At 47.3% G+C, this 23,090-nt stretch carries 19 protein-coding genes; 14 read left to right on the plus strand and 5 right to left on the minus strand.

Annotated features, from left to right (window positions below):
* The first annotated feature begins 238 nt into the window (after positions 1-238).
* The gene (locus tag B3M90_RS10825; RefSeq protein WP_290756429.1) at positions 239-1,027 is read left to right on the plus strand and encodes a flagellar hook-basal body protein; all 789 of its coding nucleotides are present in this window, start codon (positions 239-241) and stop codon (positions 1,025-1,027) included.
* Between the two features lie 13 nt (positions 1,028-1,040).
* Positions 1,041-1,823, plus strand: coding sequence for a flagellar hook-basal body protein (locus tag B3M90_RS10830; protein WP_290784057.1), 783 nt, complete (start codon positions 1,041-1,043; stop codon positions 1,821-1,823).
* Positions 1,824-1,873: 50 nt separating this feature from the next.
* Here B3M90_RS10830 and B3M90_RS10835 read toward each other — a convergent pair whose 3' ends face one another.
* The gene (locus B3M90_RS10835; protein ID WP_290784059.1) at positions 1,874-2,722 is read right to left on the minus strand and encodes an NAD(P)-dependent oxidoreductase; all 849 of its coding nucleotides are present in this window, start codon (positions 2,720-2,722) and stop codon (positions 1,874-1,876) included.
* A 100-nt stretch (positions 2,723-2,822) separates the two neighbouring features.
* A complete protein-coding gene (locus tag B3M90_RS10840) occupies positions 2,823-5,363 on the minus strand; it encodes an ATP-binding protein (protein ID WP_290784061.1) in 2,541 nt (846 codons plus the stop codon).
* A gap of 250 nt (positions 5,364-5,613) precedes the next feature.
* On the opposite strand from B3M90_RS10840, the gene B3M90_RS10845 reads away from it, so the two are divergent.
* On the plus strand, positions 5,614-6,771 hold the full coding sequence (locus tag B3M90_RS10845; protein ID WP_290756442.1) for an AI-2E family transporter: 1,158 nt from the start codon (positions 5,614-5,616) through the stop codon (positions 6,769-6,771).
* Positions 6,772-6,836: 65 nt separating this feature from the next.
* Complete coding sequence (locus B3M90_RS10850; protein WP_035410591.1) at positions 6,837-7,160, plus strand: winged helix-turn-helix transcriptional regulator; 324 nt, start codon at positions 6,837-6,839, stop codon at positions 7,158-7,160.
* Between the two features lie 206 nt (positions 7,161-7,366).
* On the opposite strand, the gene B3M90_RS10855 is transcribed toward B3M90_RS10850, so the two are convergent.
* Entirely contained in the window at positions 7,367-8,299 is a 933-nt protein-coding gene (locus tag B3M90_RS10855) for a class F sortase (protein WP_290784063.1), read from the minus strand.
* 94 nt (positions 8,300-8,393) lie between these two features.
* Complete coding sequence (locus tag B3M90_RS10860; RefSeq protein ID WP_290784065.1) at positions 8,394-9,764, minus strand: copper amine oxidase; 1,371 nt, start codon at positions 9,762-9,764, stop codon at positions 8,394-8,396.
* Positions 9,765-10,166: 402 nt separating this feature from the next.
* Between B3M90_RS10860 and B3M90_RS10865 the strand changes: the two genes are divergently transcribed.
* The 6 genes from B3M90_RS10865 to B3M90_RS10890 all read left to right on the plus strand — a co-directional run bounded on the left by B3M90_RS10865 (position 10,167) and on the right by B3M90_RS10890 (position 14,232).
* On the plus strand, positions 10,167-10,463 hold the full coding sequence (locus B3M90_RS10865; protein WP_214852135.1) for a DNA-directed RNA polymerase subunit beta: 297 nt from the start codon (positions 10,167-10,169) through the stop codon (positions 10,461-10,463).
* A 28-nt stretch (positions 10,464-10,491) separates the two neighbouring features.
* Complete coding sequence (gene fabZ / locus B3M90_RS10870; RefSeq protein ID WP_029342716.1) at positions 10,492-10,914, plus strand: 3-hydroxyacyl-ACP dehydratase FabZ; 423 nt, start codon at positions 10,492-10,494, stop codon at positions 10,912-10,914.
* A 7-nt stretch (positions 10,915-10,921) separates the two neighbouring features.
* Positions 10,922-11,344, plus strand: a complete 423-nt coding sequence (locus B3M90_RS10875; RefSeq protein WP_035410579.1) for a hypothetical protein — start codon at positions 10,922-10,924, stop codon at positions 11,342-11,344.
* Positions 11,345-11,440: 96 nt separating this feature from the next.
* Positions 11,441-11,755, plus strand: coding sequence for a four-helix bundle copper-binding protein (locus B3M90_RS10880; protein WP_290784067.1), 315 nt, complete (start codon positions 11,441-11,443; stop codon positions 11,753-11,755).
* 355 nt (positions 11,756-12,110) lie between these two features.
* The gene (locus tag B3M90_RS10885; protein WP_290784069.1) at positions 12,111-13,691 is read left to right on the plus strand and encodes an SdrD B-like domain-containing protein; all 1,581 of its coding nucleotides are present in this window, start codon (positions 12,111-12,113) and stop codon (positions 13,689-13,691) included.
* 115 nt (positions 13,692-13,806) lie between these two features.
* Positions 13,807-14,232, plus strand: a complete 426-nt coding sequence (locus B3M90_RS10890; protein WP_214852147.1) for a helix-turn-helix domain-containing protein — start codon at positions 13,807-13,809, stop codon at positions 14,230-14,232.
* A 67-nt stretch (positions 14,233-14,299) separates the two neighbouring features.
* Here B3M90_RS10890 and B3M90_RS10895 read toward each other — a convergent pair whose 3' ends face one another.
* The gene (locus B3M90_RS10895; RefSeq protein WP_251137776.1) at positions 14,300-14,551 is read right to left on the minus strand and encodes a hypothetical protein; all 252 of its coding nucleotides are present in this window, start codon (positions 14,549-14,551) and stop codon (positions 14,300-14,302) included.
* A gap of 111 nt (positions 14,552-14,662) precedes the next feature.
* Here B3M90_RS10895 and B3M90_RS10900 point away from each other — a divergent pair, with 111 nt between their 5' ends.
* The 4 genes from B3M90_RS10900 (at position 14,663) to B3M90_RS10915 (ending at position 23,062) form a co-directional block, all read left to right on the plus strand.
* Positions 14,663-15,904 carry a UDP-glucose dehydrogenase family protein gene (locus B3M90_RS10900; protein ID WP_290784072.1) on the plus strand — a complete coding sequence of 414 codons (1,242 nt, stop codon included), beginning with the start codon at positions 14,663-14,665 and terminating at the stop codon, positions 15,902-15,904.
* A 63-nt stretch (positions 15,905-15,967) separates the two neighbouring features.
* On the plus strand, positions 15,968-16,378 hold the full coding sequence (locus tag B3M90_RS10905) for a hypothetical protein (RefSeq protein ID WP_056064263.1): 411 nt from the start codon (positions 15,968-15,970) through the stop codon (positions 16,376-16,378).
* Between the two features lie 497 nt (positions 16,379-16,875).
* Positions 16,876-20,175 (plus strand): hypothetical protein, encoded by a 3,300-nt coding sequence (locus tag B3M90_RS10910; protein ID WP_290784074.1) that lies wholly within the window; start codon positions 16,876-16,878, stop codon positions 20,173-20,175.
* Between the two features lie 208 nt (positions 20,176-20,383).
* Positions 20,384-23,062 (plus strand): glycoside hydrolase family 70 protein, encoded by a 2,679-nt coding sequence (locus B3M90_RS10915; RefSeq protein WP_290784076.1) that lies wholly within the window; start codon positions 20,384-20,386, stop codon positions 23,060-23,062.
* Positions 23,063-23,090: the final 28 nt, after the last annotated feature.

Genomic DNA, 23,090 nt, shown 5'->3' on the forward strand with positions numbered 1-23,090 from the left:
AGCTTTTTTTCATAGGATTCACCTTAAGTATCTTTAAATTAGTATCTAAAGTATAACAATATTTGTCAATTTTTAATATACAAGCTATGGAAAAGCGGATTATGGAATTGAGGTAGGTCTTTCGATGCATCTCTAATGGATATTACCGTTTTGTTCAAAAAAGCTCATAATTCCTCTTCGGTCGACCGATATACTGAAAGGAAAGAATTGAACATGAAGTCAATGAGGAGATGAATGCATGCTACGAGGAATGTATACGGCGTCGAATGCGATGCAGGCATTACAACGTCAACAGGAAATGCTCAGTAACAACTTGGCGAATGCGCGGACGCCGGGCTTCCGCGCTGATCAAGCGTCACTCCGGACGTTTCCGGAGATGCTGATCCAGCAGACAGCAAACAATGAACGGACCGGGGTGCGGGGAGTCGCGACGGTCGGGAAACTCGCGACCGGTGTCTTCATGCAGGCAGCGACCCCGAACTTCACGCAAGGTTCGATCACGGAGACAGGCAATGCGACCGATCTGCAAATCAGTTCACTTGAAGGAGCGCCGCTTTTCACGATTCGTCACCGGGATCCGTTGACAGGAGAGGAAGAGACGCTTTACACGACGAACGGACAGTTTGCCGTCGGACAAGACGGCCTACTCCGGACGACAGAAAATGATCTCGTTCTTGATACGAATGGGCAACCACTCGATGTCGTCAATGAGGACTTCAAAGTCGACGCGGACGGAACCGTCACGGATGGAAATGGTCAAGCGATCGGAAACCTTGGTCTCGTCGTAACGGATCAACCGGAGACGCTCGAACGGACCGGAAATGGTCTATTCCGGTCAGCCAATCCATTGAATGCCGGAAACGTCCGAGTCGATCAAGGTGTACTCGAACTCGGAAATGTCGAGATCGAACAGACGATGGCGGAGATGAATGCTGGTCTGCGTCAGTTCGAAGCCAATCAAAAAGTCATTCAAGCGTACGACCGGACAGCAGAAAAAGCTGTTTCCGAAATCGGACGCGTTCGCTAAATAGGAGGATACGATGCAATCAATCTATACATCCGCAAGTACGATGGGACAACTGCAAAAACAGCTTGATACGACCGGGCAAAACCTTGCCAATGTGGATACGAACGGCTATAAACGGCGGGATGCTCAGTTCAATGAACTACTCGTCCGTAACATTAATAACCAAGCGACAGGCTTCACGCCAGGTCCCTTGACGACGCCAGAGGGTCTTCGACTCGGCGTCGGTGGTTATGTCGCGAACGAAGCGACACGTTTTGGCGTCGGAACATTCCGGACGACGGATCGAAAACTCGATGCGGCACTCGGAAACCCGCACCATTTCTTCGGTGTCATCGATACGGATGGCGTGACGAAGTTTACGCGGGACGGAAACTTCCAGTTGTCGCCGCAAGCGAACGGACAAGTCCTGTTGACGGACGATGCCGGGCGCTCCGTCATCAACCAGGCGAATGATCCAATCGTCTTACCGGCGAACGCGACCGAGATTGAACTGAACAAGGACGGCAACATCACCGGCATCCTAAACGGGGATCGTCGAGTCCTCGCTCGAGTGGGTGTCACGAACATCCCGAACTACGGAGAGCTGACGGAAGTCGGGAGTGGCTTGTTCACAGCAACCGGACAATACCAGAATGCGACGGGGAATCCGTTGACGGTCGGTCGGCTTGAGACCTCGAACGTCGATATGGCGCTTGAGATGACGAACTTGACGCAGCTCCAGCGAGCGTATCAGTTTAACTCGAAAGCGTTGATGACGAGTGATCAGATGATGGGGATCGTCACGTCACTGAAATAAAACATCACAAAAGGGTGATGCTTCTCACAAGAGAGGTATCACCCTTTTCATTATTTTTCCTGTAACGCGAGATAGATCGCGGCCATGTCCGCGTCGCCGTAAGCGGGTTTCGCATCAGTGTAGCTAGCGTCTGTTGCTTGCGCAAGGGGCAGCTCAAGCTGTTGTCGTCTCGCTTCTGCCATGATCAGTCCGAGATCCTTTGCCATCAGACGGAGCGGGAAAGCAGACGGGAAGTCGTTCTTCCGGTACATGTCACGTTTACCGCTGAAGAGGGGAGTGTTCATCCCGGAAGCACTGATCATCTGGATCAGCTTCTCTTTCTCGAGCCCGGCACCTTCTCCAAGTAGTAATGTTTCCGCGACCCCTTGACCGACGACTGCGAGCAATAAATTGATGGCGAGCTTCGCCGCACTGCCTGAGCCATGTGGTCCAAAATGAATCGTTTCCTTGCCAAGTAGATCAAAATACGGCTGACAAGTCGCGACGACGTTCGCGTCACCACCGGCAAGCAGGACGAGCTGACCGTTTTCTGCGACCGGAACGGAGCCTGAGACAGGCGATTCCAGATACGTTCCGCCATTCTTTTCGACGAGACGAGCCATCTCCTTCGTTTCTTCTGGTGAGATTGTACTTAAGTTAACGATCGTCTTACCGGTGAGGTTCTCTTGGATACTTTCGAGAACGGATGCGACGGCAGGTCCGTCCGCTAACATGACGAAGAGAATGTCGCTCTGACGTACTACGTCCTGTACTTCTTTGACAGCTGTTGCTCCTAATTCTGTCAACGGAGCAGTCTTTTCATACGTCCGGTTATAGACGATCAGATCATGACCGCCGTCGAGTAGCCGTTTTGCCATCGGTACACCCATATGTCCTAAACCGATCCATCCGAGTTTCATGTCGATTCCTCCTTAAAATAATGCGCTTTTGACTATACCCCGCGCTTCGCCGAATCTAACGACAAAACAGACCGTCCACATGATGTGAACGGTCGTGTGATTAATCTTCATAGGTGAGGATGGTCGAAATAACGGCGATGGGGAAACGAATCGTAAAGGTCGATCCGACACCGACGACGGATTCGACATCAATCGTTCCGTTGTGGTGCTTGACGATCTCCTTACAAATCGACAGACCAAGACCGGTTCCGCCAATTTTGCGTGTCTCGGAGTTATCGACACGATAGAACTTATCGAACAATTTCGGAAGGGCGTCTTGCGGAATCCCGATGCCTTCATCTTGGATACGGATTTGAGCGAAACCAAGTTCATTTGTAATCCGTATCAAGACTGTACCACCGTTTGGCGAATACTTGACTGCGTTGCTGAGCAGGTTGTTCAGCAACTGTTTCATCTTTTCCGCATCCCCGTCGATCATGATTGGTCCACGAGCCTCGAAATCAATTATATGCGTCTCATGGGAGACATCATAAAACTCAATCAAGTCCTGGGCAAGTTCAACGACATCAAACGTCGTCATCTCATAACGGTGTTCACTCGACTCCATACGCTGGACATCGAGGAAGTCGTTGACGAGTGTCGTCAGGCGACCGGTCTCGGAGTGGATCGTCTGGAGGTACTTCCGTTGCCGTTCCTCCTTGAACCGTTTGTTGAGCATCAGCTCCGTGAAGCCGTAGATGGAAGAGAGTGGTGTCCGTAACTCATGCGAGACGGTCGAGACGAACTCTTCCTTCATCCGCTCGGCTTCCGTTTCTTTCGTCACGTCGCGGAGAACGAGCATCGTACCGACCCACAGGCCATCGACCTCGATCTTCTCAGCGTAGATCTGGATGTAAGTACTATGCTTGCGGATCGAGACGATCAAGCTGTCTTTCGGTAAATCGAGTTCGACGATCTGTTCGATGTAACGTTCGAATGCTGCCGGTTCGTCAATGATGTCAGCGAGTGCCTGCATCGCTTGCTCGAAGGCAGAACGTTCTTCGTCTTCGAACGTTGTCGGGACTTCCGGAAACAACGTCATGAGGGGTTCGTTGACGAGCAACTCATCCGTCTCATGTTCGATGTAGACGACAGCTTCGCGAATCGAGTTCAACAGTTGCGTCGTCTTGTTCTTCTCGCGGATCATTTCCTCATAGATCCCCATCCGTAGGAGAGAGAGCGACAATTGATGCGAGAACGACAAGATGTCGCTCATCTGCTCCGTCGTGAAGGCATCACGATAACGAACGAGATAGATGCAGGCGATCATATGCTCTTTTGACGGATCAAGGACCGGAACCGCGACTTCATACATATAGTACGGGTACGGAAGCGGGCTTTCGTGCGCTACCTGTTTCGATGAGTGCACAGGACGCTTCAAGAGACGTGCCCGGTGCAGGAGCGACTGATCGTCAGAGGCGAGACGACCGACCATCTCTTCTGTCATTCCGTAATCGATCGTCGAGCGGACTTCCTGTTGATCGAGGAACAAGAGGGCACCGATTTCAGAATGCGTGATCGAGACGAGTTTCTCGATGATTTCCGGATAAGCCGTCAACGTCTCACGAGAAGCAAGCGTCTCAGTCAGTTCATTGCGATACTTGAGGTGTTGTTCACTCCGAAGTGTGATATCGAGCGCTTCCTCGAGTTCTTCCTGCTGCGCTTGCAATTCTTCTTGCTGCGCGACGAGTTCTTCCTGTTGCGCTTGGAGTTCTTCGTTCTTCGCGAGCATATGGACTTTATTGTCCGCGATCGAAGCCGCCATCTGATTGAACGATGCCGTTAGCGTATGCAGTTCATCCTTACGTTTCGGTAACGGAATCGCTTGGATGTCTTCCCCTGATGCAAGTAGAGCACTGTCGTGGGATAGCGTATTGATCTGTTTCGTGACGCGGCTGATGAATGGGCGAACGAGAGATAAGAGGACGAGAATCAAGACGACGAGATTCGACAGCCAGATGAACTGCGCGACACGCATCTCACTTAAAAGATCGTTTTTCGCGTCCATTTCCTTCTTTTCGATCAACGTCAGATAATCTGAAAGCAACGTATCAATCCGTGTCATGTCGACGTCTGCTTCTGATAAGCTGACCGACCCGCGTAACGTTCCATTTTTGGTGAACAAGTCTTTCCCGTTGGAAAGAGCAGCGAGCGTGTCAGGAGTCACAAAGTCTTCATTGATCTTCCCGTCCTTTTTTCCTTCGACGTATTCGTTGAGAAGTGGAAGAGATGTACCGAAATAATCGTTATAAATGCGACGAGTCGCTGTCGCATATTCTTTCCCTTGCTCATAAATTGCATACTTTTCGAACCACGTCGTCAGACGATTGATTTCCTGCTGATTCGTCTTCACCTGATCAAGTGTTTCCTGTGAACCAGTCAATAAGTAAGATTTGACGTTACTTTGCGCGACGGTCCATTCGTTAGCGAGTGCATTCGCATTCGTCCGCCGTTCACGTAAATCATCAAATGTTGCATTGGCTTGATCGATCTTCTGTTCCGTATAGAAATAGACGATCGCAGACGTGATGCTAAGCGCGACGAACACCATATAGAAGGCGAACATCAATTGACGACCGATGGTACGATTAATCCATTTCACTGGGGTATCCTCCGTATTCTGTTTTACATGTATGAAAAAGATTGCTTAAATGCCGAATATATTCATCTTACGTAGTTTTAAAGGTCTCGGCAAATTTGAATCTGCAAAAACCACTAAAACAAATATATCATATATTTGTTAATTGATATTAAATGATACATTTTTTAAGAATAAGGATTAAGAAGCAATGTTTTAAGGAAAAACCATAGAAGATATTGAACTTCATCATTTTAAGTAGGGAAGTGGTCAGATGCAAAAAATGTTCGAAAACAAATGGTACCGATTCGCATGGTGGGTCATGACATTGCTCATCATCGTCTGGATTGGCGATCATGTTACGTTCTTGTTCCGACCGATCGCAATTCTGCTTCAAATGGTCGTACCACCCCTTGCAATCGCTGGGATTCTCTACTATGTCCTGTTGCCAATCGTCGAGTTGCTCGAGAAAAAGATGAAGCGGCGACCTGCTGTCTTAATCGTGCTCGTCGGTTTAATCGGTATTTTAACGACACTCGGCTTCATCTTTGGTCCGATGTTGTCGGAGCAGATCACACAGTTCGTCAATTCGATACCGACGCTTGCGACACAGTTCCAGCGCCAATTGATTGACGTTCGAGACCAACTCGAAAACAGTGCAGCTTTTTCACGTTTCCTATCAGGACCGGATAACTTGTTCAATAAGTTCTCAGGGAATATCTCGGAATACGCATCGACGTTCCTGAAGAACATCGGTACGGGTGTCGGTGGATTCGTCAGCGTCCTGACGACAGCGGTCGTGACGATCATCATCATTCCGATCATGTTGATCTATATGTTACTTGACGGCGATAAGCTTAAAGGTAATCTCGTTAAGCTGATGCCGTATGAGTACCATAAGGAAACGCAAAAAATCCTCGGGGACGTCCACGTGACGATCATGAGCTACATCCGCGGGCAAGTCATCGTCAGTATTGGTGTCGGGATCATCGCCTATATCGGATATCTCATCATCGGAATCGATTATGCGTTGTTACTCGCCTTGTTTGCGACACTGACGAACATCATTCCGTTTCTCGGTCCGGTTCTCGGTGTCATTCCGGCATTGATCGTTGGGTTCATCCAGGATCCGATCCTTGCGATTTATGCGATCATCGTCATGACGGTCGCGCAACAGATCGATTCGCACATCATGTCACCACTTGTACAAGGGAAGACACTCGATGTCCACCCGTTGACAATCATCATCGTCTTGCTTGTCGCGGGGAACATCGCCGGGTTCTTCGGAGTCTTGCTCGGTGTACCGTTCTACGCTGTCATGAAGGTCGTCATTCTAAACATCCGTCGTCTCTATCACCTCCGATCGCAGAAGAAGATGGTCATCACGGAGGAAGAAAAGACGTTCGATACGATCATCACGGAGCGCGATTGAGTTTTGAAATTCATGTAAAAGTGCGTCATACTGAAGAGGTAGCTAAGAGAAGGGGGCAGAATCAGATGGATTCACGTCATACCGAAGAACAAGCCGATCTACTGGCGTTGCAAAAATTTCAACACAACTTCGAGAACAGTCTCAAGTCGAGTATCATTTATCTCTTGCGTGATGGAGCGTTGACGATCGGGGAACTCGAGCAACGGATTGATCAGTCGCACGGGCAAATCCTCGAGCAGCTGCAGGAGCTGATTGAAGACGGACTCGTCATCCAGCAGATGTCTGAGAAAGTGCACGGACTGGCCTATTATTTGACGGCACCGGCAGAAGACCTCGTTCGACAATTCACGGAATCGATCCGGTGGAGTAAACAGCACATCCGATATTGAACAGCAGGATTCTAGACCTCCGAGCAGCTGCTCGGAGGTCTTTTTTTACGGCGATCCTCCTATAAAAATGACATACGAGGAAAGAACCAGATCAAAACAAGGCGATGCATGTCTTCTTCAATGCTTCTGAACGAGTGAACGAACTTGAAGTGTAGTAGATAAAAGTAAAGCAGGAACCAGATCATCCGTTGGTTCCTGCTCTGCTATCATTTTTGGACGGCGCTGAATGCGTCTTCGGATTCGATTCCGGCTTTACTGACTGCCGTGATGACGAAACGACCTGTTGCATCTTTAGGGAGCGGGAATGCTTTACGCTCGATCGATTCCGTTGTACCGAGTTTTTTGCGTTTTCCGTCCTTCTCTTGGTAGATGTTGTATTTGTCGACGTCCTCATCTGTTGAGGCGTACCAGTTGATGAATCCACCACTGACACGGATGTTCGTCGCTGGTTTTGGTGGTGTCTTGACGGGATCTGATGCCTTTTCGTCTAATTCCGTGAAAACGACGAGGCGGTTATCATACGTTCCTTGATTCTGATCGTACGTTCCGATACACGTGATTAAGTTCAAGTTCCGCGTATCGGCTGGACCGAAGATTTTTTTGAGTGGTGCTTTTAAGTGATCGTACTGGATGAGCTCTTTGACACGAAAGACGAGCTTACGTCCGGAAGCATCCGTCACTTCGACCGGATCGCCTTTTTTCAATTCATGCAGTTTATAGAAGATGGCGGGACCGGTCTTCGTATCGGTATGCCCGTCAATGACGGCGTTCCCGATATCACCCGGACGGGGACCGAACTTATACCAACCGGCTTGTTGTTCATTTTTAGGCGTTGCCATCGCGCCATCTTGATCGAGTCCGACTTGTTCGACCTTCGTCTTGATGTCATGTTTCGGAATGAAGAGTTGTTTTGGGAGCTCGACCTCTGTCGTCGAGAGATCCTTGAACTCCTTCTTAAAGATTTCTGACGGCTTGAGCGGATCTCCCTTCGTCTCGGAAGAGGCCGCGGATTCTGTTTTAACATCACCTTGCGTGATGTTCGACGTGTCCGGCTTTGATTGACCGAACAAGAGGAACAGCAATGTCCCGACCGATGCGACCATCAAAAGAATGCTCGCCGGTAATAACCAACGTTTCATGTGCGCGTAGCTCCTTTCCGAGAGAAGGGGTTCCCTCTATGTAAAAAAAACAGGATAGCGGATCGCTATCCTGTTTTTGAGTATACCCAATTTCTTAGGCGTTTTGACGTTTGCGTGCGAGGACAAGACCAACTGCTCCGAGTGCAAGACCGAATACTGCGATCGCACCAGTTGTTGCAGCTGTGTTGTTGCTATCGCTCATACCACCGTTACCTGTGTTCGGCATTGATCCTGGAGTACCATCCATGAACTTCTCTGGTGATTGTTTGACGATGGCATCACCGAGGTTAGCTCCTACGCCGTACATGTAAGCGTAAGACTCACGGAATGTGTCGACAGAACCTTTGTAGTCGCCTTCCACATACTGCATAAATGTGTCTTGGACGTACGTCTCGTGACCGGATACGGCTTCTTGTGCTGCTTTTGTTGGAAGGTTTTCTTCTGTAGCCGCACCAAGGAATGCACCGAAATCGTTCGAGAACATTTTGAGCATGTCTTGCGCGTCACCCATCAATTTCTTATCGTCATTGACAGCTGCTGTGACGAGGTTCGCTTGTGCTTCGATGTGGTTTTTCGTCCAAACTTGTTCGAATTGATCAGCACCGGCTTGACCGTAGATTGATTTAATGGCTGCTTTGAAGTCAGCTGTGTGCATGTCTTCAGCCCAGTTTGCCGCATCGTAGTCTTTTGCTTTATCCACACCAGCTGTCATGCTGAGGTTGGCAAGAGCAACGTGTTCAGCGGCGAGGCTGTTGAGTGTTGAACGAAGATCGGCTGCTTTTGAGTCAGCTTTCGTGTTGTCGAATTTCTCAGGCATCTGTGTTGTGATCGCGACAGAGAGTGCTTTTGAGATATCATACATGCGGCTGTATCCTTCGCGGAACGTGTTGTACGATCCTTCGTAGTCACCAGCTGCATACTGTTGGAACGTTTTGTAGACGTCTGCCTCGTGCGCACGGAGAACTTCTTCAGCTGCTGCTTTCGGGAGTTTCCCTTCCGTTGCTGTATCGAGGAAGCTTGAGAGATCTTGTACGAACTCTTCTGTTTCTTTCTTCGAAGCGTTGATACCGTCTTGGTCATCCGCTTTTACGGCTTTGACGAGGTCTGTCGTATATTTGTTGTGAGCAACGAAGATTTTTTCGAATTGTTTCGCGCCTTCGTCACCATAGACAGAAGCGATTGCTGGAGTCATGTCGAGTGCGTTTTGTTTGAGTGCTGCTTCGTAGTACTGTGCATCTTTTGAACCGTCATATTGTTTCTTCATGTCCATGACGGCAAGAACGAAGTGCTCAGAGAGTAATTGATCGAGTGTGGCACGAAGGTCAGCGGCTTTCGTTTTGACCGTGACGTTTTTCGGTGCATCTTGTTTCATGTCTTCTCCGCCACCGGAAGCGAATGCTGCCGTTCCTGGTAGTACGAGTGCTGCTGCCATTGCTGATGCTGCGAATTTTTTCGTGTGTTTCATCTGAAATCATTCCTCTCATTTTTTGGTTTATTTGGTAGGTTTTTGCCTGTTCTGAATAGCTTACGCATCACTGGTCGATTTGGATTGCATGAAGTTTTATTTTTTTGAATAGACTGTTGAAGTGATGTTTCATGCCATCCGGTGGACCGTTGCTGCGTCGTTCTGGAAAGCTTACGCCGAGCCGTTCATTTTGGATTTAAAAAAATCGCCAAAAACCGCAGATCGTGGGAAACTGTTTTTCTGCTTCCTTATATACACAAACTAAAATTTTTTAGAGAAATTGCCTGTCTGGTCGTGTTACACTAGTTGCGGAACACGTTTTGTAGCGAATTTGGAACTATTTAATACCAGGTACTAATATGCTATACTGTTCTCAGACTGAATCAATGAAAGGTGATCAAGATGGTACAAAACCAAACAGGCACGGATCAGCCAACGCGTGAACGCCTGAAGAAGAAGCAACAGCCTTCGAACCAGGAAACCGGCAATCCGGAGCACAAATCCGAGCGACGTCTTCGTGCGTACTCGACACGCCGAGTTCCGATCGTCGTACGTGTACTGATCGTTCTCGTTCTCATCGTCGTAGCACTGATCGTCGGCGCAATGGTGGGTTATGCGACGTTTGGTGGTGGCGAGGCAATGGATGTGTTAAAGCTCGACACATGGACCCGCATCACCGATTTTTGGATGAAATCTTAATTTTAATCAGTGATGGGAGCTGTCGAATATGTATACAATCGAACAAATCAAGGAAGTCATTCCGCACCGGTATCCGTTTTTACTCGTTGACCGCATTTTAGAAGTCGAAGAGGGCAAACGTGCCGTTGGAATCAAGAACGTGACGGCGAACGAAGAATTCTTCAATGGTCATTTTCCGGAATACAATGTCATGCCTGGCGTCTTGATCGTCGAAGCACTCGCACAAGTCGGTGCCTTCGCTGTGCTGAAGATGGAAGAAAACCAAGGGAAGCTCGCCTTCTTCGCAGGAATTGAAGGATGCCGCTTCAAACGTCAAGTCGTTCCCGGGGATCAGCTCCGCCTCGAAGTCGAATTGACGAAGGTCCGTGGACCAATCGGTAAAGGTCGTGCCACAGCCACAGTCGATGGGGAAGTCGCCTGTGTTGCTGAACTGACGTTTGCTATGAAGTGAAGCCAACATGAAACGCTGGCTGATCCCTCTCGCGATTTCCTTACTTGTCATTCCGGGTTGTCAGCGCGCGGAACAAGCGAAGACCGCTTCCCCGACGGTCATCGTTGATCCCGTCAAGCGTGCTGGGCAGACCGAGAACATTTCCGCACAGGTCACGCTGACGGAAAATGATCGGATGCGTCTCGTCATCCGGACAGCGAATGACATTCGGCTCGATGACCAACAGGTCGATATCCGCCTCGATGTCGCCAATCAATCAATTCCGTTTCCGTTCGTCTCCTTCCAAGCGAAGAAGATGGGGGAAATCCGGACCTATACGTCCGATACGACGATTGAAAAAGAAGTCTTCGATGACCAGCGTCTTCCGGTCCTCATCATTGATGCAGGAGCAGGGCGTGGGATCGAGATTCCGCTTGAGATCGTTAAATAAGACAGCAGGGTGAGCATTTTGCTCCAAATGCTGTCTTATTTTTGTTTTGTTTCAAGTCATCAGGGTAATCAAAACCTATACAAAGGAGGAATCAATATGGATCACGCAATACAGCAACGACTGACGGATTGTATTCTCGCCTGTAATCATTGTTTTGATGCCTGCTTGAACGAGGAACATGTCGGACATATGTCAGATTGTATTCGACTCGACCGCGATTGTGCCGATATTTGTAACTTATTACTACAAGCGATCGCTCGAAACAGCGCAAATGTCGCGGTCCTTGCGAAGGCATGCCAAGAAATCTGTGAGGCATGTGCGACTGAATGTAGCAAACACGATCATGACCATTGCCAAGCTTGTGCGAAAGTATGTACAGAATGCGCGCAAGCATGTAGTCAGCTTGTGTAAAGAGACCGACTCAAAAAAGAATGACGCGTCTTTTCACGCCCTTTCCTCAGGAGAGACACAAGCCCGTTTTCCTGCTTCATTCAAGCAGGAAAGCGGGTCTTATTTGTCTCTGACAGCGCATAATGCGCTTTTTCCTGTAGGAGTAGCGTGTGACGCGTCATTCTTTTTTTACGTGATAAGGGTGGCGGATCATCATTCTGCCACCTTTATCTTTGTAGAGGACGACATATGAGTCAGCCCCTTTTTTAATATAAAAAAATAGAATAAATTCAAGATTTTTTCTGGTTATTTTTGGCGGATTTGTTTACTATTTAGGGAGGTAATATTAAAACACGATAGGAGCATACATACCCTTATGAAAAAATTAAGCTTACTTTTGATGGCACTCGTCGTTGCGTTTGGTCTGAAGCTACCGGTCTACGCGGAAACAGTCGAGTGGGATGTCACAGGAACGGGCACGGGTCCGTATACGTTAACGTTTAAGGGCGCAGGTATCGTCGATATCACGTCGGAGACAGCACTTATCTTTGAAGAGGGCGTGACAGGAAAAGACGTCAACATCGAAGAAACACCGGTCGTGACGTTCACGGCGGAGACGGCACCTGTCGTCAAAGTCGTCTCAGCAGATGGCCAGCGAACGGTTCTCGTCCAGTTCGGTAAAGTCGTTACACCAGATGAGCCGACGACAGACGAACCGACGACAGAGACACCAAAGACGGATGAGCCAGTCACAGAAGACCCAGCGACTGACGAACCAGTCAAGGAAGAACCAACACCGGAAGAGCCTGTGAAGGAAGATCCAGTCAAAGAAGAGCCGACATCGGAAGAACCAACGACCGAAAAACCAGAGACAGGTGATGACGCGACACCGACACCAGTCGAAACACCGACGACGGCAACGATCGAAGGAACGATCTGGTTCGATGAGAACGAGGACGGGATCCGTCAAGAGAAGGAAACACGTCTCGATGATATCCTCGTCTCTTTGATGAATCGGAACGAAGATGTCATCGATGAAGCCTACACGAAGAACGGCACATACAGCTTCAAGAATTTGAAGCCAGGAACGTATGAAGTGGAAGTCGACGGATATGATATGGGTTACTACTTCTATTCCGAGCAAAACGTCGGTGACGACCGGACGATCGATTCCGATGTCGACGAAGACATGGGAACGAAGAAAGTCCGTCTCGTCGCAGGACAAACGGAAGTGATCGATGCTGGTCTCTACGGCGACGAAGAGCTCGATGGTATGTTCGAGCATTGGTTAGCTGTCGTCAACTTCTTTGATGCGAACGGCAATCAAAAGCCAGATTATGACGAAGGAACAGTTCCTGCGACATATACGGTGACGGATGCCATCACAGGAAAAGACGTCTATCAAGAGAAGATTTCGAAAGATGATCTAATGATGATCCAGCTCGATCCAGGAACATACACAGTCAAGACGGAAGTCGCAGAAGGCTACACGGTCAAAGCGATGCACCATCTTGACATGGATGACTTAATGATGGATATGGATGAAGAAATGTATGAAGATTATGAGTCATTCGCTCAGCAAGCAAAAAAGATGAAATTGATGGCGCACGATGAAGAAGCCTTGACGCCAGAAGAACAAGAAATGGTGGATGAGTTGTTGAAGTACTTTGAGCGGAAATCACCGGAAGCGGGTGTGACGATCGAAGAAGGTAGCTTCGGTACGATCTTGCTCGCAGAAATTGCGAAAGTAGAACCGGTCGCGAAGCCGACGCCAAAACCAACACCAACGTCAACAAAAACACCAGTCAAAGCAGTCGATGCTGCGGCAAAACAGTCGACGACAACAGCAACGGAGACATTACCACAAGCTGGCGAAGATAAGCCATTCCCATACGCAGCAACAGGAGCAGGTCTTGCTGTCGTAGGTCTTTGGTTACTCGTTCGTCGTGGAGCTTAATCATTACAGGGGGACCTTCTACAAGGAGGTCTCTTTTTTGATGTGTGTATTCTTTGACACACACGCACACATGTGTGTATAGTAATGGTATTACTAAAAGGAAAGAGGGATGACGATGTTAACGACAAAACAGATTAGTGAATTGTTGCGCGTCTCAGAAGAAACGGTCCGTCGCTGGATTCGAACAGGTGAATTACATGCCGAACAGGACGGAAAAGGGTATCTCGTCGATGAGTTGGCACTGAAACGTCTCGTTGATCAGAAGTCACAAATTCCGGGTACGGCGATGAATAAGATTCTCCCACTCATCCAAGACATGTTCGGACCGGAAGCAGCGCAGTTCGCAAAATCGAACCTGTTCGATCCACTCCGTCAATCGATGGAACAGGCACCATCGAAACCGGAAGCGTCGACAGAGTCACTCGCAGAAGAACTCGATCGCCTGAAACGGAAAAAACGTCGTCTTGAACTCGAGCATGAACTGAAGTTACTAGAGATTGAAGAAAAAATCGCAGCGATTGAACGGAAAGTCCAGTCGTAAAGACAAAAGTGATGTCCCCGATATAGGAGACATCGCTTTTTTCGTTTCGCTACAAGAAAAACCCACTTCACGAGGCGGAAGGGGTTTTGTCGTTTGCGTGTTTCTTTTTACGTTTCCAGTACCAGTAGGCAAGTCCCAGTCCAATCGGGATTGCGACCAGGTACGGATTGGCTTCGATGAAGCCGATCATCTCAAAGAGCGCGAACCATCCACTGAGTAAACCGAGGATGAGTAAAATCGTCCGTAGTGCTTCGGGAAGCTTGCGGATCCGATACGCAATGAGACAGACGAGGCAAAAGATAATAATAGCCACGAGCATTCCTCCCATTCCCGTAATCCAGTATAGCGTATTCGGAAAGCTTTTTCGATGCACAAATCTTCTGCTCTCCCGTATAGTGGAGACAGAGAAACTATCGAAGGACGTGATGGAATGCAACTGACAGTGATTGGAACAGGATATGTCGGTCTTGTGACGGCCATTGGACTAGCTGAAAATGGACATAACGTGACATGTGTCGACTTGAACGCTGATCGGATGGCCCAACTGACACGAGGAATCCCACCGATTAAGGAAGAGGGAATCGAAGAAGCGTTAATCGCGAATCAACAACGAATGACGTTCACGACGGAATATCCAGTCGCAAAGACATATCTTGTCGCTGTCGGAACACCAGAGAAAGCGGACGGCAGTTGCGACTTATCGGCGGTAGAAGCTGTTGTCGCCCATATTGAACGAATCGCGCCAAGTGCGGCTGTCGTCATTAAATCGACAGTGCCACCTGGTACGACGATGCAACTGGCGATGCAGTATCCAACGTTACGCTTTGCAATGGTGCCTGAATTTTTACGAGAGGGTACAGCACTCGCTGATATGCGACATCCTCACCGTGTCGTCATTGGAACGAATGTTGAAGACTTATCAAACGAGCTTGCGACACTATTTGCGACGACCGCTCCTCTCGTCGCAGTCGATCCGACGACGGCAGAGTTGACGAAGTATGCAGCGAATAGTTTTTTAGCAGTGAAAATCAGTTTTATCAATGAAATCGCGCGACTAGCAGATGCAGTTGGTGCTGATGTCTCTGATGTCGCAAAAGGCATCGGTCTTGATCCGCGGATTGGCTCCTCGTTCTTACGAGCTGGAGCTGGATATGGCGGCTCCTGTTTCCCGAAAGACATCGCAGCACTTACGACGCTCGCTCGTCAGCATGATCAGCAACTTCACGTCATCGAAGCAGCTGATAAGACAAATGAAGCACAACTGGACTATGTGTTACAAAAAATCCAACCGCGGACAGGAATGCGCGTGGCGCTACTCGGTCTCGCCTTTAAACCAGGAACGGATGACTTACGTGATGCGCCGGCATTACGACTAGCGACACGTCTTGAGCAATTCGGTGTCATCGTAACCGGATATGACCCTGTTGCGCGGACGCTACTCGACCAAAAGCAAACGGTCGAAGAGGCGTTACAGGACGCAGATGTTGCCGTCATCATGACGGAGTGGGAAGAACTCCGTCGTATCACACCAGAGCAGTTCATTCGTCAGATGCGTCAGCCACGTGTCGTCGATGGACGTAACTGTTGGTCGTTTATGGACCATCCGGGTGGTGTTCAATACGAAAGTATTGGACGCCCTTCTAAATCATTTTCGAACAATCGTACCATTTGACCTGTCATGATAGGTGAGACCCACGCGGACTCACCTATTTTTTTGATGAAAAGGAGCAGACGAATGGTCATTGATTATTTCGCAGTCTTACCGAGTGGTAAAAAAGGAGCGCTAGAGCCGCACTGTCTGACGCAAGGCACCTGGTATCAGCGTATCAATGAGGAGTTGTTCCGGGCAATTCATTACGGGGCGGGCATCATCCGGATACGAGACAAGGGAGCGGAGCTGCGGATTCCGATTGAGTTTGGGTTCGGTTATGTCCTTCAGTACTTGCGCCAGTTCACGGAAGCGGAGCGACAGGACGGACGAAAGCGTCATGTCTTGCAACGTCAACTTGATTGGATTGGTCGTGGATTACCGATTGAACTCAAACGACGTGGATCAAAAATCGAGATGTGGGCCGATGATGTGCATCGTCTACATCGTGAATCATTTCTTCGAGCGATCGAAAAAGCGGATCATTTCATTTCATGAAACCAAACTTTATTTTAATAAAACGAAAACAAGACAAAAATTTAATATAATGTAAGCGTTTTCTTTAAGGAGGTAAATCCAAAAATTAATTTCCATGTACAGCCTATATAAATATATTTTACCTTACTACTATTCACCTATTTTTTACAAAAAATCTATTGTGGCGTCTTTCCTAGTTTTGTATATTTGACGTGTAGCATTCTTACCGATTCTCAAAAACGAAATGGTGGAATGCACGAATCTACAATAAAAATGGCTTTTTGAAGCGATTTTGGCAGTGTCTTTAGTTCATCCCAATCGGATACATATGAATCACGGATAGATCGTCTTGATGATAGACGAATGATCGCACGTGAAACAGAACGTACTCCTCCTAAGACGACTAAAGAATTTTTTGACTGCTCTAAAGTAAAATATTTCTATATTTTACTTATATTGTAGATTTAAAATTGGGATTTTCGCTTTTGATTTGTTAGAAAAGAGGAGGAATAGTAAACATGGGTTATTCGAAGAAAACGAACAAATTGTACGCTGCTGCAGCTGCGCTTGCAGTCACGGCGTCTGTCGTAGCTCCGGTTGCTGCTGATGCAGCATCGAAGGTCTCGGTTAAATACATCTCTCCAATCTTGATGAAACATGCAGGTGGTTCGAAATACGCAGTCAAGAAATTGACGCTTCCGACGAAAGTCAAAGTCAAACTTTCAAACGGTAAGTACGAGATGCGCTCAGTCAAGTGGAGCGGTTCTGTCAAATTCGAAAAGAAATACATCAACAAATACCAAGTTCTCTACGGTAAGGTAGCCGGTACGACGAAGAAAGCAGTTCTTAAAGTCGAACTTCAAAACTATGTCGTAGATATCATCGAACCAGTCCTCGAACCGGTTGCTGTTGGCGGAAAAGTTCAATTGCCAAGCACAATCAACGTTCAATACAAATCAGGTATCATCGTCAAGCGCCCAATTAGCAAGTTCAACCTCAAAACTCCATCGACTTCAAAAGCAGGCAAATATAAATTAGCTTACACGTACAAAGGTGCTAACTCTGTCGTAACAGGTTACATCAACTACGAAGTTAAGGCAGCAAACATCTCGAACGTCATGGGAAGCGTTGATGATCAGAAGCTTTCAGTCAAAGCAGACGTCATGTACCCAGCAGTGGGCGCGAAGGCAGAACTCTTGATCTACCCAGGCAAAAACATGTCAGCTACACCAATCGTAGCAAAAGGAACGCTCTCGAAAGGGAAGTTCATGGCATCGCAAGGTGGTATTCCAGAAGGAACACACAGCTATGTCGTCAAAGTCGGCGCTGTCAAATCAACTGCGATGGACTTCACGATTGCAAGCACAGTCCTCGCTTCAGCAAAAGCAATCGGCAAAGAGAGAGTCGAAGTTTCATTCTCGCGTGCCGTTGACTCTGTCACAGCAGACAACTTCAAAATCGCAGGTGCGACAGTTAAATCCGCGACACTTAGCCCAGACAAGAAATCAGCTGTTCTTGAAGTGGAAGGACTCGAGTATGGCAAAGACTACTCAGTTGACGCGAAAGGGATCATGGTCGGTGGCGTCGCGAAGGATCTCGGTTCGCTCAGCTTCATGACACAAAGTGTTGAAGATATCTGGATGCTAGAAGTATCACCAAAAGCTTCGACAATCGTTGCGAACGGAGCAGATAACACTGAAGTGACATTCGCTCTCAAAAACAAAGCGACTGGTGAAGTGGATAAAAATGCAGATGATATCGTCTTGAAATTATCGACATCATTCGGTGCTCTCGCGAAAGATCGTGTCACGATCCAAGACGGTAAAGCGACGGTTCTGTTGACGTCTGAATTCAGTAATACAGATATAGAAGCAATCATCAAAGCAGAAATCATTGAAACGGCAGCTGGTGACTACAAAAACCTAATCGGTAAGATTGCTGGAGAAACGAAAGTCAAATTCAGCACGATCGCTGTGACGCCTGCTCCAATTGAGATGATCAATGTTCTTGCAGCTGAGTCGAACCAAGCAGATCGCGTGACGATTTTCCTCGATAAAGCCGTCTCACGTGAACTTCTTCTTAAATCATTTGGACTCAATAAAGTCATGCAAGGTCTTCATGAAGAAGATTACCTCGCAAACGATAACATCCAAATCGAACAATTCGAGGGAACAAAACGTGTCATCGGTGTCAAAGCAGTTCCTTCGAATCCAAAAGCATTCGAGTTGATCTTGGACAAAGAAACACCACTCCAAGATAACGCAGTCGTTAAGCTGACAGCGAAAATCACGAGCAACACGGATACAGAAGTCAAATCAAAAGCAAGCTTCAAGTTAACAGATGCTCGTCAGCCTGAAGTCACTTCTGTTAAGGCTGTAGGGTTGAATCAACTCGAAGTGAAATTCTCTGAATCTGTTGCTACGGCTGATTTCAAAATCGACGGTCAGTACGGCGGGAAGTACTTCGACGTCCTCCATTATGGATTTGATAATAAAATGGGTGTCGATCGCCGCGATACAGTCAAAATCACTTTAAAAGATAACTATCCAGGTCTTAAACAAGGTTACTTCGCAGCGGGTAAACACTCACTTCAAGTATCAAGCATTTACGACTATGCAGCGCTTTCTGATGAAACGAATATCGGTACGACTCAAAACCTTGACTTCACAGTTGCAGCAGACACGGTTAAACCGACAGCTGGTGTTGTAGTTGAGTCGCCTGAACAATTCCGTATCATGTTCAGTAAAGGTCTTAAAAAAGCGAACATCTTAGCATTGCTTGATAATGAATTGAAGTTTGAGCGTTACAACTCGAATACGAAGAAATATGAAGACTTCAGCAAATATGTCGACGTCACGTCGTATAACAAAGAGACGGGCGAAGCAGTCATCGAGTTGATGAAGGACTGGACGGAAATCTATGATACCGTCAACACGAAAGAAAACTACTACAACGATAAATTCCGCATCACACTCGCGAAAGATGCGATTCAGGCTGAAGCGAATGGAGAGAAGAATGACGCACTCGTGCTTGATTTGAACTATGATGGGTCTCCTCTTAATTCACCAGATCTGAAGAGTGCTGAGATTAACACGATTGATCGCTTAGCACCAAGTAATGATTTCGTTGTTATGATGAGTGAGCCTGTTAAAATCCGCGATCTCGATGAGTACAACACGCCACTCATTAATAGTGATGGTGTAGTCTTACCTCCAAAGACAACTGTTGAATTCATTGGTAAAAACAAAGACGGAAAAATCGTTACAATCGATGGTTCGGTCCTTAATTACACGGATACAACAGACAAAAACTTCCGCGTCGCAGCAAACGAGAATCTACAAAAGCTTGTTGACATGGAAGGTTACGGTGAAGAGTGGAAAGTCGTCGTCAAATCACTTTCGGATGATGTCGGCAACACAGTTGCGACAGCGACACATGATTTCAAACTCATGAAAACACCACCAACACCAGTCTTATCACCATTTGAAATCCTTAAGGTCACTGCTAATGAGAAAAACGAGAAAGATGTCATTCGCATCAAATTCACAGAGGGCGTTCAGTACTCTGGTATGTACGATGCGACAAGTACAGCGAATTATGTCCTGAACGGAAAAGCACTTCCGGTCGGAACAACGATTTCGCTTGCTGACTCAGATGACATCGTATCGAACGGGCTTGATATCGTGAAGATCAAAGTTCCAGCTGGTACGCTGAAAACGTTATCGAACGTCATCGTCGTCAACAAAGATCTTCAGTCGTATGACAACTCTGTCTTGACTGGTGGTTACGAGAAAGCTGTTCTTCTCGGATTGAACTAAGCAATGAAAAACTCTTCCTACTTCGGTAGGGAGAGTTTTTTTTGTGACAAAATAGCGCAATCGATTGCATTTAGATAAATTCATTTACCTATTTTTAAAAAATACAACTGTCTTTACTTTGAAAAAAGATGTTAAATTATGTTATGTCATTTGGAATTTTAGGTATAAATAATCAGAAATATATATTACTCAAAGGGAGATTAGACTCATGAACAAGACGAAAAAAGTCTCGACAGGTTTGCTTGCGGCATTGGTCGCGACAAGCGGACTAACGTATGCACCAGAAAGCGCAAAGGCTTTCGCACCAAGTGAAAAACTCGACAATCGCGTTATTTTCCAAAGCTTCAGCCTGTATCAACCGTACGAAAGCAATATGTACCGGACGCTTGCTAAAAAAGGTGATTTGCTCAACTCGTGGGGTGTAACAGATGTATGGTTGCCACCTGCGTATCGTTCATTCGATATGGCACGTTACATGGAAGGCTATGCAATCGCTGACCGTTATGACCTCGGTGAATTCCCACAAGGACCAGGTGGAGCGGTTGCGACGAAATACGGTAAAGCCACACAACTCGAGATGATGGTCGACATGTTGCATGACGACAACATCAAAGTCCAGATGGATCTCGTTCCGAACCAAATGCTCGGTCTCAACAAACGTGAAGCTGTTTTCGTTCGTCGTGCGACAAACTCAGGTGAGCCGTTCGCGAACCCATACACAGGCGGAGAAAAAACGAAGACCCTCGCAACGCCTTACCTCGCTTATACAAAAGGTGGCGGTATGGGACAAGAAAAATACGGTTACCTCAAAGAGTGGAACAAATCGTTCATCAATGGGACATCGCTACAAGGGCAGGGTGTGGGCCGCGTCATGACGGACAAAGACGGGAAACCATACCGTTACTTCGGTAAAGACGATGCGAAGAACTACTTACCAGAATGGTTGCTTGACGCAGCGAAGACACAGAACTTGAATGTCGTCGATACGTACCTCGCAGCAGATGGCTGGTATGAAGTCTCACCAGAGAACTGGAAGCCGATGCTTTCGCAATATGCGAAGGATGAAGGATATCTCGAGTACATGAAACAAAATGGCTTCGAAACAAAAGAAGCTTTGCTTACTTCAAAGGAAAACGAAAAAATCGCTTCGTTGACGGAAGAATACATGAAGACACAAGCTGCGTATGGTTATGGATCAGAAGAACGTTCATACCAAAACGATAACTCAGGCATCGACACCGAAGATCAGTTCCTCTTCGTCGATGAGACTGGTTTCCCAACGCAGGCATACAACAAAACGATGACGAACAACGATGAGTTCTTGATCGGTGTTGACCTGGCGAACTCGAACCCAGAAGTCATCAAGGAACAAAAGAACTGGATGAAGTGGATGCTTGAAACATACAAGTTCGACGGTTTCCGAATCGATGCAGCATCACACTATGATACGAGAATCTTGAATGCAGAAGCAGAAGTATCAAAAGCGCACTTCGGTAAAAAAGATTACCTTAGCTACATTGAGAGCTATAAAACAGAACAGAATGCTTACATGAAAGCCAACAATAACGAACAACTCGTCATGGACGGAGAGCTCTATTTCACGCTTCGCACAGCACTTACGTCTTCGAACAAACGTGCACTCAGCGACTTAGCGAAAGTTTCAGTCGTTAACCGTGAAGGTGACGGGGCGACGAACGTTCAAGCGAACTGGTCATTCGTCAACAACCATGACCAAGAGAAAAACCGCATCAACCAAATCATGCTTGATACGTACGGCATCAAAACGAATACGCAGTACGGAAAAGACGGCGAGCCGAAGTCGTTCGAGAAGCTCTATAACAAAGAAGATGAAGCAAAAGCACTCGCGATCTACAACAAAGAGCTCGCAAGTCCAACGAAGAAATACTCGACGGAAAACGTCGTTGCACAATACGCGTTCCTTCTTTCGAACAAAAACACGGTCCCAACGGTCTACTACGGTGATCTCTATCAGACGGATGCATCGTACATGTCGAAGACGACACCGTACTATGACGAAATCACGAATCTCCTAAAAGTCCGTAAGCAGTATGCGTACGGTAAACAGCACGTCGCTTACCACACATCGAACACGTCAAAAGAAGCGGGTAAAGACTTGATCTCAAGCGTCCGTTTCGGAAAAGACCGTAACACAGGTGTCGCGACCGTCATCGGGAAAAATGCAGGTCTAAATACGACGATTCCAGTCAACATGGGTAAAACACACGCGAACCAAGTCTTCGTTGATGCAAGTGGCGTCACGAACACGAAACTCGTTACAGATAAGAACGGTATCTTGACGGTTCCAGTCAAAGGAATCAAGACGGCTGAAGTCAACGGTTACGTCGGCGTCTTCGTTCCGCAAGCAACAAAAGCACCAGTCGCAACGATCAAAGCCGGTGCCGTCTATCAAGGGAAAACGTTGAACTTGAAAACGACAATCGCAAACTCAAAAGCAGCGATCGCTTCGACACGCTACCGTGTCCTCGATACAAAAAAAGCGACAGTTGATTCAAAAGGTCGCCTGACAGGTAAAGCAACAGGCAAGACGACAGTGGAAGCAACTGTCACGTTAAAAGACGGTTTTGTCTTAAAAACAGTTTTACCGATCGAAACAAAAGCGAACAGCGTCACGCTGAAAGCCTCAAAAGCAACACTGAAGAAGAACCAGACGACACGGATTGCCTATACTTCAGCAACGGATAAAATCAAATCCGTTCAGTATACGTCAGCAAACAAAAAAGTCGCACAAGTCTCGTCACGCGGTAACGTCAGAGGCATTAAAGCAGGCAAAACGACGATTCGTGTCACGTACACGACAGCGGGTAACTACAAAGTCGTTAAAACATTCACAGTCACCGTCAAGTAACATCAAACACTACTCTCAACGCGAGAGT

Origin of the sequence: Exiguobacterium sp. UBA6309 (genome assembly GCF_002439205.1) — a bacterium.
Lineage (GTDB): Bacteria > Bacillota > Bacilli > Exiguobacteriales > Exiguobacteriaceae > Exiguobacterium_A.

What these genes read in the sequence shown, in the direction of transcription:
- B3M90_RS10825 (WP_290756429.1), top strand. Translation starts at nt 239, where the DNA reads ATGCTACGAGGAATGTATACGGCGTCGAATGCGATGCAGGCATTACAA.
- B3M90_RS10830 (WP_290784057.1), top strand. Translation starts at nt 1,041, where the DNA reads ATGCAATCAATCTATACATCCGCAAGTACGATGGGACAACTGCAAAAA.
- B3M90_RS10835 (WP_290784059.1), bottom strand. Translation starts at nt 2,722, where the DNA reads ATGAAACTCGGATGGATCGGTTTAGGACATATGGGTGTACCGATGGCA.
- B3M90_RS10845 (WP_290756442.1), top strand. Translation starts at nt 5,614, where the DNA reads ATGCAAAAAATGTTCGAAAACAAATGGTACCGATTCGCATGGTGGGTC.
- B3M90_RS10850 (WP_035410591.1), top strand. Translation starts at nt 6,837, where the DNA reads ATGGATTCACGTCATACCGAAGAACAAGCCGATCTACTGGCGTTGCAA.
- B3M90_RS10855 (WP_290784063.1), bottom strand. Translation starts at nt 8,299, where the DNA reads ATGAAACGTTGGTTATTACCGGCGAGCATTCTTTTGATGGTCGCATCG.
- B3M90_RS10860 (WP_290784065.1), bottom strand. Translation starts at nt 9,764, where the DNA reads ATGAAACACACGAAAAAATTCGCAGCATCAGCAATGGCAGCAGCACTC.
- B3M90_RS10865 (WP_214852135.1), top strand. Translation starts at nt 10,167, where the DNA reads ATGGTACAAAACCAAACAGGCACGGATCAGCCAACGCGTGAACGCCTG.
- fabZ (WP_029342716.1), top strand. Translation starts at nt 10,492, where the DNA reads ATGTATACAATCGAACAAATCAAGGAAGTCATTCCGCACCGGTATCCG.
- B3M90_RS10875 (WP_035410579.1), top strand. Translation starts at nt 10,922, where the DNA reads ATGAAACGCTGGCTGATCCCTCTCGCGATTTCCTTACTTGTCATTCCG.
- B3M90_RS10880 (WP_290784067.1), top strand. Translation starts at nt 11,441, where the DNA reads ATGGATCACGCAATACAGCAACGACTGACGGATTGTATTCTCGCCTGT.
- B3M90_RS10885 (WP_290784069.1), top strand. Translation starts at nt 12,111, where the DNA reads ATGAAAAAATTAAGCTTACTTTTGATGGCACTCGTCGTTGCGTTTGGT.
- B3M90_RS10890 (WP_214852147.1), top strand. Translation starts at nt 13,807, where the DNA reads ATGTTAACGACAAAACAGATTAGTGAATTGTTGCGCGTCTCAGAAGAA.
- B3M90_RS10895 (WP_251137776.1), bottom strand. Translation starts at nt 14,551, where the DNA reads ATGCTCGTGGCTATTATTATCTTTTGCCTCGTCTGTCTCATTGCGTAT.
- B3M90_RS10900 (WP_290784072.1), top strand. Translation starts at nt 14,663, where the DNA reads ATGCAACTGACAGTGATTGGAACAGGATATGTCGGTCTTGTGACGGCC.
- B3M90_RS10905 (WP_056064263.1), top strand. Translation starts at nt 15,968, where the DNA reads ATGGTCATTGATTATTTCGCAGTCTTACCGAGTGGTAAAAAAGGAGCG.
- B3M90_RS10910 (WP_290784074.1), top strand. Translation starts at nt 16,876, where the DNA reads ATGGGTTATTCGAAGAAAACGAACAAATTGTACGCTGCTGCAGCTGCG.
- B3M90_RS10915 (WP_290784076.1), top strand. Translation starts at nt 20,384, where the DNA reads ATGAACAAGACGAAAAAAGTCTCGACAGGTTTGCTTGCGGCATTGGTC.